At 68.9% G+C, this 11,847-nt stretch carries 12 protein-coding genes; 9 read left to right on the forward strand and 3 right to left on the reverse strand.

The genetic code is table 11. The annotated features are described in order from the left end of the window. Positions 1-65: 65 nt before the first annotated feature. The 4 genes from dnaK (at position 66) to AC1C2R_RS09165 (ending at position 4,133) form a co-directional block, all read left to right on the forward strand. Positions 66-1,940 carry a molecular chaperone DnaK gene (dnaK, locus tag AC1C2R_RS09150; RefSeq protein WP_495352164.1) on the forward strand — a complete coding sequence of 625 codons (1,875 nt, stop codon included), beginning with the start codon at positions 66-68 and terminating at the stop codon, positions 1,938-1,940. A gap of 2 nt (positions 1,941-1,942) precedes the next feature. After that, the gene (locus AC1C2R_RS09155; protein WP_495379718.1) at positions 1,943-2,524 is read left to right on the forward strand and encodes a nucleotide exchange factor GrpE; all 582 of its coding nucleotides are present in this window, start codon (positions 1,943-1,945) and stop codon (positions 2,522-2,524) included. A 187-nt stretch (positions 2,525-2,711) separates the two neighbouring features. Then, positions 2,712-3,707: a DnaJ C-terminal domain-containing protein gene (locus AC1C2R_RS09160; protein ID WP_495352166.1), complete on the forward strand. Its 996-nt coding sequence runs from the start codon at positions 2,712-2,714 to the stop codon at positions 3,705-3,707. Between the two features lie 9 nt (positions 3,708-3,716). Continuing rightward, positions 3,717-4,133: a heat shock protein transcriptional repressor HspR gene (locus AC1C2R_RS09165; RefSeq protein WP_495352167.1), complete on the forward strand. Its 417-nt coding sequence runs from the start codon at positions 3,717-3,719 to the stop codon at positions 4,131-4,133. A 25-nt stretch (positions 4,134-4,158) separates the two neighbouring features. Here AC1C2R_RS09165 and AC1C2R_RS09170 read toward each other — a convergent pair whose 3' ends face one another. Then, positions 4,159-4,848, reverse strand: a complete 690-nt coding sequence (locus AC1C2R_RS09170) for a hypothetical protein (protein WP_495352168.1) — start codon at positions 4,846-4,848, stop codon at positions 4,159-4,161. A 156-nt stretch (positions 4,849-5,004) separates the two neighbouring features. Here AC1C2R_RS09170 and AC1C2R_RS09175 point away from each other — a divergent pair, with 156 nt between their 5' ends. Then, positions 5,005-6,300 carry a class I SAM-dependent methyltransferase gene (locus AC1C2R_RS09175; protein WP_495379719.1) on the forward strand — a complete coding sequence of 432 codons (1,296 nt, stop codon included), beginning with the start codon at positions 5,005-5,007 and terminating at the stop codon, positions 6,298-6,300. A 1-nt stretch (position 6,301) separates the two neighbouring features. Here AC1C2R_RS09175 and solA read toward each other — a convergent pair whose 3' ends face one another. Continuing rightward, the gene (solA, locus tag AC1C2R_RS09180; protein WP_495379720.1) at positions 6,302-7,480 is read right to left on the reverse strand and encodes an N-methyl-L-tryptophan oxidase; all 1,179 of its coding nucleotides are present in this window, start codon (positions 7,478-7,480) and stop codon (positions 6,302-6,304) included. A gap of 55 nt (positions 7,481-7,535) precedes the next feature. Here solA and clpS point away from each other — a divergent pair, with 55 nt between their 5' ends. The 3 genes from clpS to AC1C2R_RS09195 all read left to right on the forward strand — a co-directional run bounded on the left by clpS (position 7,536) and on the right by AC1C2R_RS09195 (position 9,832). Further along, positions 7,536-7,826, forward strand: coding sequence for an ATP-dependent Clp protease adapter ClpS (gene clpS, locus AC1C2R_RS09185; RefSeq protein WP_495352171.1), 291 nt, complete (start codon positions 7,536-7,538; stop codon positions 7,824-7,826). Continuing rightward, on the forward strand, positions 7,823-8,314 hold the full coding sequence (locus AC1C2R_RS09190) for a DUF2017 family protein (protein ID WP_495352172.1): 492 nt from the start codon (positions 7,823-7,825) through the stop codon (positions 8,312-8,314). The genes clpS and AC1C2R_RS09190 overlap by 4 nt, the downstream gene beginning before the upstream one ends. A gap of 342 nt (positions 8,315-8,656) precedes the next feature. Continuing rightward, entirely contained in the window at positions 8,657-9,832 is a 1,176-nt protein-coding gene (locus AC1C2R_RS09195; protein WP_495379721.1) for a DUF998 domain-containing protein, read from the forward strand. Between the two features lie 100 nt (positions 9,833-9,932). On the opposite strand, the gene AC1C2R_RS09200 is transcribed toward AC1C2R_RS09195, so the two are convergent. After that, positions 9,933-10,340 carry an SHOCT domain-containing protein gene (locus tag AC1C2R_RS09200; protein ID WP_495352174.1) on the reverse strand — a complete coding sequence of 136 codons (408 nt, stop codon included), beginning with the start codon at positions 10,338-10,340 and terminating at the stop codon, positions 9,933-9,935. A gap of 127 nt (positions 10,341-10,467) precedes the next feature. On the opposite strand from AC1C2R_RS09200, the gene AC1C2R_RS09205 reads away from it, so the two are divergent. Further along, positions 10,468-11,769: an ion channel protein gene (locus AC1C2R_RS09205; protein ID WP_495379722.1), complete on the forward strand. Its 1,302-nt coding sequence runs from the start codon at positions 10,468-10,470 to the stop codon at positions 11,767-11,769. Positions 11,770-11,847 lie beyond the last annotated feature (78 nt).

Raw genomic sequence — 11,847 nt, forward strand, 5'->3', positions numbered from 1 at the left:
GTCTCGATATGCGTGCGACGGCGTCGCACGCCACTCGGTCGGCGGGTGGAGAGAAGGAGAAACACATGTCACGTGCAGTAGGAATCGACCTCGGCACCACCAACTCGGTCGTCGCGGTCCTCGAGGGCGGCGAGCCCACAGTCATCGCCAACGCGGAAGGTCTTCGCACCACTCCGTCGGTCGTCGCATTCACGAAAGACGGCGAGGTGCTCGTCGGCGAGACCGCGAAGCGCCAGGCGGTCACCAACGTCGACCGCACCATCGCTTCGGTCAAGCGCCACATGGGCACCGACTGGAAGACCGACGAGATCGACGGCAAGCGGTACACGCCGCAAGAGATCTCGGCGCGCATCCTGCAGAAGCTGAAGCGCGACGCCGAGCAGTACCTCGGCGACACCGTCACCGACGCGGTCATCACCGTGCCCGCGTACTTCAACGACGCCGAGCGCCAGGCCACCAAAGAGGCCGGTGAGATCGCGGGCCTCAACGTGCTGCGCATCATCAACGAGCCCACCGCGGCCGCGCTCGCCTACGGCCTCGACAAGGGCAAGGAAGACGAGCTCATCCTGGTCTTCGACCTCGGTGGCGGCACGTTCGACGTCTCCCTGCTCGAGGTGGGCAAAGACGACGACTTCTCGACGATCCAGGTCAAGTCGACCGCGGGCGACAACCGCCTCGGCGGCGACGACTGGGACCAGCGCATCGTCGACTGGCTCATCAAGAAGTTCAAGGAGACCACCGGCGTCGACGTCTCGAACGACAAGATCGCCAAGCAGCGCCTGAAGGAGGCCGCAGAGCAGGCCAAGAAAGAGCTGTCTTCGAACATGAAGACCTCGATCCAGCTGCCCTACCTCTCGCTCACCGAGAACGGCCCCGCCAACCTCGACGAGACGCTCACGCGTGCCGAGTTCGAGAACATGACGAGTGACCTGCTCGACCGCACCAAGAAGCCGTTCGAAGACGTCATCCGCGAGGCCGGCGTCAAGCTCTCCGACATCGCGCACGTCGTGCTCGTCGGTGGTTCGACGCGCATGCCCGCGGTCAGCGAGCTCGTCAAGAAAGAGACCGGGCAGGAGCCCAACAAGGGCGTCAACCCCGATGAGGTCGTCGCCGTCGGCGCGGCACTCCAGGCGGGCGTCCTCAAGGGCGAGCGCAAAGACGTGCTGCTCATCGACGTCACCCCCCTCAGCCTCGGCATCGAGACCAAGGGCGGCATCATGACGAAGCTCATCGAGCGCAACACCGCCATTCCCACGAAGCGCAGCGAGACCTTCACGACCGCCGACGACAACCAGCCGTCGGTCGCGATCCAGGTCTTCCAGGGCGAGCGCGAGTTCACCCGCGACAACAAGCCGCTCGGCACCTTCGAGCTCACCGGCATCGCGCCGGCGCCGCGGGGCATCCCGCAGATCGAGGTCACGTTCGACATCGACGCCAACGGCATCGTGCACGTGTCTGCGAAAGACAAGGGCACCGGCAAAGAGCAGCGCATGACGATCTCGGGCGGCTCGAGCCTCCCGAAAGACGACATCGACCGCATGGTGCGCGAGGCTGAAGAGCACGCCGCCGAAGACAAGGCGCGTCGCGAGTCGGCCGAGACCCGCAACCAGGCCGAGCAGCTCGTCTACTCGATCGAGAAGCTCATCACAGACAACGACGACAAGCTCCCCGCCGACGTCAAGTCCGAGGTGCAGGGCGATGTCGATGCGTTGAAGTCGGCGCTCGCCGGCGACGACGACGGGGCCGTGAAGAGTGCGTTCGAGAAGCTCAACGCATCGCAGGGCAAGCTCGGTGAGGCGATCTACGCGCAGGGCCAGCAGGCCGACGCGAGCTCCGCTGCCGGTGAAGACTCGAACGCGTCGGGCGCCGAGAGCGACCAGTCCTCTGACGAAGACGTGGTCGACGCCGAAGTCATCGACGACGACGAAGAGAAGAAGTAGCCATGTCCGACCAGCACGAGAACGAGCCCGACGGTCTGGATGACGAGTTCATCCAGGCCGAGGGGCCCGACATCGAGACGACGGATGCCGCGGCATCCGCTGCAGGCGAAGACGAAGAGGTGCTCACGGTCGACGACATCCTGAACGCGGCGCAGGCCGAGGTTCAGGAGCCGAGCGACGAGCACCTCGCCGACCTCAAGCGCATCACGGCCGAGTACGCCAACTACCGCAAGCGCACCGAGGCGAACCGAGAGGTCGAGCGGGAGCGTGCGGTGGGCGCGGCGGTGGCCGTGCTGCTGCCCGTGCTCGACGACCTCGACCGTGCCGAGAAGCACGGTGACCTCGAGGGCGACGCTCCGTTCGCGACCATCGCGGCGAAGCTGCGCGGCTCGATCGAGAAGCTCGGCCTCACCGCGTTCGGCGAGGTCGGCGAGCCGTTCGACCCGCAGCGGCACGAGGCGATCTTCCAGCAGCCTTCCGACGAAGTCGAGAACGACACGGTCGCCGACGTCGTCGAAACGGGCTACACGCTCGGCGGCACGCTGCTTCGCGCGGCGAAGGTCGTCGTGAAGACGCCGCAGTAGCCCGTACCCGTTGGTCGAGTAGGCGACGAAGGAGCGCATCGAGACCTGGTCATCGGGTCTCGATACGGCCGCAGGCGGCCTACTCGACCAACGGATGGGCCGCAGGCGGCCTACTCGACCAACGGATGGGCCGCAAACGGCCGACACGACCGACACACACGACTAGATTTCAGAAGAGGGGGTGCCGATGGCCAGTCAGGATTGGTTCGACAAGGACTTCTACAAGGTGCTCGGCGTCTCCAAAGACGTGAGCGATGCAGAGCTGAAGAAGACGTACCGCAAGCTCGCACGCAAGTACCACCCCGACTCCAACGCGGGTGATGCCGCGGCCGAGGCGAAGTTCAAGGAGATCAGCGAAGCACACTCGGTGCTCTCCGATCCCGAGCAGCGCAAAGAGTACGACGCGGTTCGCGCGATGGGCTCGGGCGCTCGGTTCACCGCGCCCGGCAACGCCGGCGACGCGGGCGGCTTCGAAGACGTCTTCGGCGGCATGTTCGGCCAGGGCGGCGGGGGCCGCAGCCAGTCGTACACCTTCCAGCAGGGCGGCGACTACGACGACCTGCTCGGCGGGCTCTTCGGCGGTGGCCGGTTCGGCCAGCCGAGCGGCGGCTACCGCGGTCAGGGCGGCCCGTCGAGGGGTCGGGATGTCGCGGCGTCGACGACCCTCGATTTCGTCACCGCCACCAAGGGCGAGCAGATCACCCTGCAGACCTCCGACGGCAATCCGATCACCGTGCGAATCCCCGCCGGTGTCGCCGACGGCCAGAAGATCAAGCTCCGCGGCAAGGGCCATCCGTCGCCCGACGGTGGCGATCCCGGAGACCTCGTGCTCACCGTGAGTGTGCGCAAACATCCCGTGTTCGAGCGCGACGGCCTGAACCTTCGGGTCAACGTGCCGGTGACCTTCGCCGAGGCCGCGCTCGGCGCGACCATCCAAGTGCCCACCCTCGGGGGCGACCCCGTCAAGCTGCGTGTCGCACCCGGAACCCCGAGCGGGCGCGTGCTGCGCGTCAAGGGCCGCGGCGTGCAGACCGCCAAAGGCACAGGAGACCTGCTCGCGGTCGTGCAGATCGCGGTGCCCTCGCACCTCTCGAAAGACGCCGAGGAGAAACTCGCGGAGTTCGCCGCGCTGCTGCCCGACGAGAACCCTCGCGACGAGCTGCTCTCGAAGGCGAAGGCATAGTCGGTGGAGATGAACGAGACGAGCCCGCTGTTCGTCATCTCGGTCGCCGCTGAACTCGCGAGCATGCACCCCCAGACCCTGCGCCAGTACGACCGACTCGGTCTCGTTTCACCCACCCGCACCGCGGGCAAGTCGCGGCGCTACTCGATGCGCGATGTCGCGCAGTTGCGCGAGATCGCGCAACTCTCGAGCGAGGGTGTGAGCCTCGAGGGTATCCGCCGGGTGCTCGGCCTCGAAGACGAGGTGATCATGCTGCAGGCGCGCGTGCGCGAACTCGAAGGGGCGCTCGCCGACGAGATGCTGAACCGTCCGGGGCGCCGCGTCTTCGCCGCGGGGTCTGCCGGAGAAGTCGTCTCGCTTCGAGCCGGCACTCGCATGCGACGCGAGAACGCCGTCGTCGTGTGGCGGCCGCTGGAACGCGGATGACCGCCGCACTGGTTGCTCTAGACGCTCAGCGCCCCCACGCCGAGGCGGGCGCTTCGATGACCTCATAGGGCCGCGAGCTCCAGTGGGTGCCGTTGCCGTAGTGGCTCGACGCCCACGCCGAGGCCCAGATCGCCTGCGCGGTCGCGTCGGCCGAGTCGCCGCGACCGAGGGCGGCATCGACGTCGGGGTAGCGGCCCGACTGCAGGTTCTGCGCGGCGTAGAAGGCGGCCTCCATGAGGGTGGCGTAGCTGCCGAGTCCTGCGCCGCCGCCCGACCCCTGTCCGTTGTTCAGCGGGTTGTTGCGGTTCCACCAGTTGTCGGCGCCGTTCTCCTGACGCATCCAGCGCATCATGAACGTGATGTTCTCTTCGCTGACCGGCCACTCGCCTTCGATGAGCACGAGCTTGGCCCAGTCCACGTTCGTGCCACCCAGCACGAGTGTCTGCTCGCCCGTGGTCGCGACGTAGGACTCGTGCGAGATCGCCGGCCCCGTGACATCCGCTGCGACGTCGAGCGTTTGCACGTCGCCCAGTTGCGGCGCGTTCGCAGCGGCGAAGGGAAGCACGCCTCCGGGCTGCGACGAGGGGGCCAGGGCGAGGCCGGCGAGCAGCCCGATCACCGAGAGCACGGCGGCTGCGGCGAGCGAGCGACGCGGCGGGCGCGATGACGAGTGGGCGGTGCGCGGGGTGGGCGCGGTTGGCGGGGTACGCGTCACTGGCGTCGCGACTCCGTGTCGCGCCGCCCGTCGTCCCCGGGCTCGTGCGTCCTGCATGCGGCACCGAGAGTAGCAAACCCCGCCGACAACCGCACCCAGCAATGCCGTTCGTGACCGGGCGCGCGGGTTTCATGGACGCCCGCGTACCCTTGACGGATGCCCTTCGACTTCCGCGCACTGCGGCGCCACCCCGACGTCGAGGGCCCAGGGCTCGAGGCTTCGGATGCCGCGGACCGGCTGATCCTCGATGAAGCCGCGGAGTTCATCGGCCCGGCGGGGCCGGGGGAGATCGTCGTCGTCGACGACCTGTACGGGGCGCTCGCGCTCGCCGTGGCGGACGCGGGAGGCCGCGGCATCCGCGTGCATCAGGACCTCATCACGGGCGAGCGGGCACTCGCCGAGAACGCCCGTCGACTGCGGCTCGAGGGTGCGGCGCAGTCGATGCCGCTCGGCGCCGAGCTCTTCGAGGGCGCACGCCTCGTGGTGTTGCGATTGCCGCGCTCGCTCGACCGGCTCGACGAACTGGCGGAGCTCATCGCGGCGAATGCTCATCGCGACGTCGTGGTCGTCGCCGGCGGTCGCATCAAGCACATGTCGCTCGCGATGAACGAGGTGCTCACACGGCACTTCGAGCGGCTGGACGTGAGTCATGCACGCCAGAAGTCGCGGGTGCTCATCGCGCGCGAGCCACGTCGGTCGAGGAGCGTCGAAGGAGCGTATCGAAACCAGGTCGCGGGGTCTCGATACGGCGCTGGCGCGCCTACTCGACCGACGGGTGCCGATGGAGACCAGGTCGCGGGGTCTCGATACGGCGCTGGCGCGCCTACTCGACCGACGGGTGCCGATGGAGACCAGGTCGCGGGGTCTCGTCGACCAATGGATGCCGACTGGCCGCGACGCACGCGTCATGACGACGTCGGCCTCGTGGTCGTCGCGTACGGCGGGGTCTTCGCGGGCACCGGCATCGACATCGGCACGCGGTTCCTGCTCGAGCAACTGGGCGATGCGGTTCCGGATGCCGCGACCGCCGTCGATCTCGCGTGCGGCACGGGCGTGGTGGCGGCGTGGCTCGCGCGAGCGCGACCCGCGCTGCGGGTGACGGCGACCGATCGCTCGGCGGCGGCCGCGGCATCCGCTCGGCTGACCGCCGAGGCGAACGGGGTGGCCGATCGTGTGCGCGTCGAGCAGGCCGACGGCCTCGAATCCTTCGCCGATGCGAGCGAGCCGCTCATCGTGCTGAACCCGCCGTTCCACAGCGATGCGGCGATCTCGACCGGCATCGCCGCCCACCTCTTCGCCGACGCCGCGCGCGTGCTCGCCCCGGATGGCGAGCTCTGGTGCGTGTGGAATTCGCACCTGCGCTACCGGGCGCTCCTCGAACGTGTCGTCGGGCCGACCCGGCAGATCGCGCGCAACGCGAAGTTCACGGTCACCGCCTCGCGACGGCCGTGAGTCAGCGCGAGAAGCGCGAGGGATCGATGAAGTCGGTCTCCACCGGCTGATCCTCACCGAGCGCGGCGCGAGCGAGCAATTCGCCGAGCGCGGGTGCGTGCTTGAACGCGTGCCCGCTGTCGCCGCCGCCGACGACGATGCGCGGGTCGGTCGGCGAGACTCCGACGACGAACTGGTCGTCGGGCGAGAGCGTGATCATGCACGGGTCGACGCGCGCGGGCACGGGGTCGATGGCGGGCAGTGCGGCCTCGAGCAGACGGGCGACGTGCTGCCAGTCGGCGCGCGTGACGCCGCGATCCATGCGGTCGGGCTCGAGCCGCGGCGGTCGCTCCGTCCAGATGTCGCCGACTCCGGCCTTCACGAGGCCGCCGAGCACGTCGCCCGCGACATCGCCGACGGCGCCGTGGCCCCAGAGCACGTCGCTCGCCGAGAGCTGGCGCACGAAGACCGGGAAGTCGTCGAGGCCGTAGCCGGACTCGCTCGCCGAGCGGCCGTCGGCCGGCGTGAACCACGTCATCGGCGTGCGGATGGGATGCAGCGACAACTCCGGCACCGCCTCCGCGAGCCAGGCGCCCTCGGTGAGCACGACCCGATCGGCGAGCCACTCGCCCTCCTCGGTGCGCACCCGCACGCCGTCGGTCCCGGGCTCGACCGCGACGACATGCGTGCGCTCGAGCACCCGCGCACCGAGCGCCTGCGCCCGCGCAATGGCCGCGCGCACCGTCGGCTCGGGGAACGCGACCCCGGCGCCGGGGTCGAGCACGGCGACATCCGAAGGTCGAATGCCCGCCTGCTGCGGGAACCGGCGCGAGATCTCGGCCGCGTCGATGAGTTCGAGGGCGAGTGAATGAGCGGATGCCGCGGCGCGCGTGCCCGCCACGACATCCGATCGCTCGTCGCCGATCATGACCCCGCCGGTGATGCGCAGCAGCTCCTCGCCGGAGCGTCCCTCGAGCTCGCGGAACAACGATCGTGAGAGCTGGGCGATCGGGGTGAGTCCCGAGTGCTCGAGGCACGCCTCGCGGAAGAGTCGAGTGGCACCGTGCGTCGACCCGAGCGCGTGCGCCACGGGGAATCGTTCGAAGCCGACGACCTTCACCCCGCGTTCGGCGAGGCGCCAGAGCGCGGAGGATCCGAGGGCTCCGAGCCCGACGACGGCGATATCGATGCGTTCAGTCACCATTCGACGCTACCTGCGGGATGCGGGCATCGCCGCATCGTGTCAGGCTTGAGCAATGACGACCACCATCGAGCAACTCGACACCGATCGCGTCGTGCGTGCCACGGCCGAGGTGCCGTGGCGCACGATCGTGTGGGATGACCCCGTGAACCTCATGACGTACGTCAGCTACGTGTTCCGCAGCTACTTCGGGTTCCCCCGCGAGGAGGCCGAACGCCTCATGCTGCTCGTGCACACCGAGGGCAGGGCGATCGTGGCGACCGGCAACCGCGAGGCCATGGAGCGGCACGCGCAGGCGATGCACGGCTACGGTCTGCAGGCGACCGTCGCGAAAGACGAGCCGTGATCGTCGCGGGCCTCGGCGGCGGCGAGGGCGTTCGCATCGTGCTCGAGATCGAAGAGGCGATGCTCCTCTCCGAGCTCGCCGACCAGGTCGACTCGGTGCTGCTGCTCGGCGAAGCCGACGACCCGGCGCTCGGCCGGCTGCTGCCCGACGCCTACCCCGACGACGCGGCCGCGGCGCACGACTTCACCCGCTACACCCGAGACAACCTCGTCGACGGCAAGCGCCAGGCGGCCCAGCGCGTGCGCGACGCGACCGCCGTCGATGAACAGGGCGGGCTCGTGCAGATCGAGCTCGACCAGTCGGAGGCGTGGGGCTGGCTGACGTTCCTCACCGACCTGCGCCTCATCCTCGCCGAGCGGGTCGGCATCGTCGACGAAGACGAGGCGGAGTCCGACGAGACGCGCGACGACTACCTGCGCGCCGCATACGAGTGGGCCGGGTTCGTGCAGGGCTCGATGCTCGAGGTGCTCGACCCGATCAAGGGCTGACGCGCTCGCTGGTCGAGTAGGCGCGCCAGCGCCGCCCACCGCTGGTCGAGTAGGCGCGCAGCGCCGTATCGAGACCTGGTGACGGGTCTCGATACGCTCCTGCGTCGCTACTCGACCAACGAGGTGACGCTCCTGCGTCGCCCACCGCTGGTCGAGTAGGCGCGCCAGCGCCGCCCACCGCTGGTCGAGTAGGCGCGCCAGCGCCGTATCGAGACCTGGTGACGGGTCTCGATACGCTCCTGCGTCGCTACTCGACCAACGAGGTGACGCTCCTGCGTCGCTACTCGACCGGCGGTGGGCGTCGCTACTCGACCGGCGGGTGGATCATGGCAAGCTGAGCACGTGAGCCGAGACACCGCGAACATCACTCACGAACCGTCGTCGATCCCCCGTGTGCTGCGGCATCCGGCGGCCAATGCCGAATCGCTCGAGTCGATCGCCCTGCTCATCGGCGCCGCCACCTTCCTCGTCGGCGGTCTCGTCGCGTGGCTCGCCTTCCTCGGTCGCGACCTGGAGATCGCCGGCCGGGGATCTCTCGGCGAGTTCGTCGGCATCGGCGCCGCGATCGCCACGCTCGTCGCGTTCGTGCTCGGCCGTCTGGCCCTGCGCACGCGCAGCGCGGCGGGTCTTCCCGAGGCGAAGCTGCCCGGCCTGGACGCACCCGGGGCGCGCATCCACTGGTTCGATCTCACGGCGGTCGCTCTCGCCCATGCGTTCATCGCGCTCCTCGGCTGGGTCGGTCTCGCCGACCTGCTCGAACGCAGCTTCCAGGGCGCGGTCGTCTTCACGTTCCCCGGCGCGGTGCTCGCCGGGGTCGGCATGGCGGTCACCGCCTACGCGGTGTTCCTCTCCGCCGCCCACCTCACGCCGATGCTGCTGTCGTTCGTGCTCGCCCTGTTCCTCGTCGTCGGTGCGCTCGCGAGCATGCTCAGCTCGAGCAATCCACTGTGGTGGCAGCAGAACCTGAGCGCGCTCGGAATGACGAACGATGTCTCGGCGCTCGCATTCAACATGACGCTCATCATCGCGGGCGTGATCGTCACGACGATCGCCCGGTACGCGACGGCGGCCGTGCCGACGACGACGCCCGCAGAGGTGCGTGGTCGCAACATCGTGCGAGTCGGCATGATCCTCATGGGCATCTTCCTCGGATGCGTCGGAATCTTCCCGGTCGACCAGTTCTTCATTCTGCACAACACCGTCGCGACGGGCATGACGATCGCCTTCGCGGTGCTCGTGATCGGGTTGCGCTGGTTCATCCGGTCGATGCCGAAGGTGTTCATCCTGCTCGGATACGTCTACGTCGGCGTGATCGTCGTGCTCGCCGTGTTCTTCACGACCGGGTACTACAACCTCACCGCCGTCGAACTCGTCGCTGCGGTGCTGATCTTCAGCTGGATCATCGTCTTCCTCCGCAACTCGGCCGTCACTCACGGGCACGCGGTGACGGATGTCGCGGCGGTGCCGGTCTCGGAGGTGCTCGTTCCGGTGGTTTCGACAGGCTCAACCAGCAAGTGAGCTTCGGCGGGCTCTGCCGCGGCGGGCTCGACCACCGAAGACGGAGACGCGAAGAGGGTCGAATGCCGAAGCATCCGACCCTCTCAGCTGTCGTCTGAGATCAGGCGTTCTGCGTGGGGTGCGCGAGCGCCTTGGCCTTCAGCAGTTCGTACTCCTGCTGGGTGATGGTGCCCGAGTCGAGGAGGGCCTTGGCCTTCGCGATCTCATCTGCAGGGCTGTGGGCCCCGGCTGTCTGACGGATGTACTCCTGGGTCGCGGCTTCGGCCTGCCTGTAGTCCTTCTGCGCGCGCTCGGCCATGCCGTTGCCGCGGGCGATGAGGTAGACCAGCGCCGTGAGGAACGGTACGAAGACGAGGAAAATGATCCACAATGCCTTCCACCAGCCGTTCAGCTTCTGGTCGCGGAACAGGTCGGCGATGATCGCGAACAGCGCGTACAGGTAGGCGATGAACGCGAATACCCAGAGGAACCACCAGATCAGATCCCAGAAATTTGTCCACAGACTCATGTGCGCAGCCTTTCAAGGGGTGAGCGCCCCCCATGAGCGCCGCTGAGGTGAAACCTATCGCTTGATGGCTCGGCGCGTCCATACTTCGACCGACTACAGCGATACTCTGGCCGCGGGAGGCGTACCGATGACACTCGCCCTACCGCCGAAGGATCCGGATGCGTCGCCGCGGCGACTGCTTCTCCTCGCCGTGCCGGCGCTCGCCATCGGCATCGTGTCGGCGCTCGTGCTGTGGGCGCTCGATCGAGTGTCGGGTGCGCTGCAGAGCCTGATCTGGGAGGCGGCGCCCGACGCACTCGGCGTCGACCCCTCGGGGTGGTGGATCCTGCTCGTGCTCACCGTCACCGGACTCGCGGTCGGGCTCGCGCTGCGATTCGTGCCGGGGCACGGCGGGCCCGACTCGGCGACGACCGAGCTCGTCGGGCCGCCGCTGCCGGTCGCGACCCTGCCGGGGCTCGCACTCGTCACCGTGCTCGGGCTCGCGGGCGGCGTGAGCCTCGGCCCCGAGAACCCGATCATCGCCATCAACACGGCGATCCTCGTGGCGGTCGTCGCACGGCTCATGCCGCAGGCGCCCGCCCAGCTCACGACGCTGCTCGCCGCATCGGGCACGATCGGCGCCCTGTTCGGCACACCCGTGGCCGCCGCGCTCGTCTTCACGGGCATCGTGGCCGCGCTGAAGTCGGGCGGGTCGCTCTGGGACCGGCTCTTCCTGCCGGTCGCGGCGGCCGGTGCCGGTTCCATCACGATGCACCTCCTCGGCGCGCCGCCGCTCGCCTTCAGCTTGCCGCCCATCGGCCAAGTCGAACCCGGGGACCTCGCGACCGGCGCCCTCGTCGCGTGCGGTGCGACGGTCGTCGGGCTCGCGGCACTGTTCGCATTCCCCTGGATCTACCGTGCCATGCACGCACTGCGCCACCCGGTGCTGATTCCCACCGTCGGCGGCGTGCTGCTCGGCCTGCTCGGCATGCTCGGCGGTCCGATCACCATGTTCAAGGGGCTCACGCAGATGGGCGAGCTGCTGAACCAGGCCGATGAGCTGGACGGCGCCGAACTCGCGGCGATCGCGGGCATCAAGATCCTCGCGCTGCTCATCGCGGCGAGCGCGTTGTTCCGAGGCGGTCGTGTCTTCCCCGCGACGTTCATCGGCGTCGCACTCGGTCTCCTCGGCCACGTGCTCATCCCGTCGATGCCGATCGGCCTGGCTGTGGCGTGCGGCGTGCTCGGCATCGTGCTCGTCGTGACCAGGGACGGCTGGATCTCGCTGTTCCTCGCGGTCGCCGTCTGCGGCGATGTCGCCGTGCTCCCGATCCTGTGCGTGGTCGTGCTGCCGGCGTGGTTGCTCGTCACGTGGGCACCAGAGTTCCGCATCGAGCCCGATGTGCACGGCGCCGAGGCAGGTGCCGGCCGAGCGCCGCGAACCCGGTGATGCGCCGCGGGACATCCGCTCGCCAGGGTCGGGGCAGACGGAATGGGGCGTCCGGTGCAGAAACCGTTGGCCGTCTTC

The organism is Agromyces sp. Y182, assembly GCF_059445385.1.

Bases quoted from the DNA above. Each gene is read 5' to 3' on its own strand.
- clpS (WP_495352171.1), top strand. From the start codon at position 7,536: ATGACGACCACCATCGAGCAACTCGACACCGATCGCGTCGTGCGTGCC.
- dnaK (WP_495352164.1), top strand. From the start codon at position 66: ATGTCACGTGCAGTAGGAATCGACCTCGGCACCACCAACTCGGTCGTC.
- AC1C2R_RS09165 (WP_495352167.1), top strand. From the start codon at position 3,717: ATGAACGAGACGAGCCCGCTGTTCGTCATCTCGGTCGCCGCTGAACTC.
- AC1C2R_RS09155 (WP_495379718.1), top strand. From the start codon at position 1,943: ATGTCCGACCAGCACGAGAACGAGCCCGACGGTCTGGATGACGAGTTC.
- AC1C2R_RS09160 (WP_495352166.1), top strand. From the start codon at position 2,712: ATGGCCAGTCAGGATTGGTTCGACAAGGACTTCTACAAGGTGCTCGGC.
- AC1C2R_RS09200 (WP_495352174.1), bottom strand. From the start codon at position 10,340: ATGAGTCTGTGGACAAATTTCTGGGATCTGATCTGGTGGTTCCTCTGG.
- AC1C2R_RS09205 (WP_495379722.1), top strand. From the start codon at position 10,468: ATGACACTCGCCCTACCGCCGAAGGATCCGGATGCGTCGCCGCGGCGA.
- AC1C2R_RS09175 (WP_495379719.1), top strand. From the start codon at position 5,005: ATGCCCTTCGACTTCCGCGCACTGCGGCGCCACCCCGACGTCGAGGGC.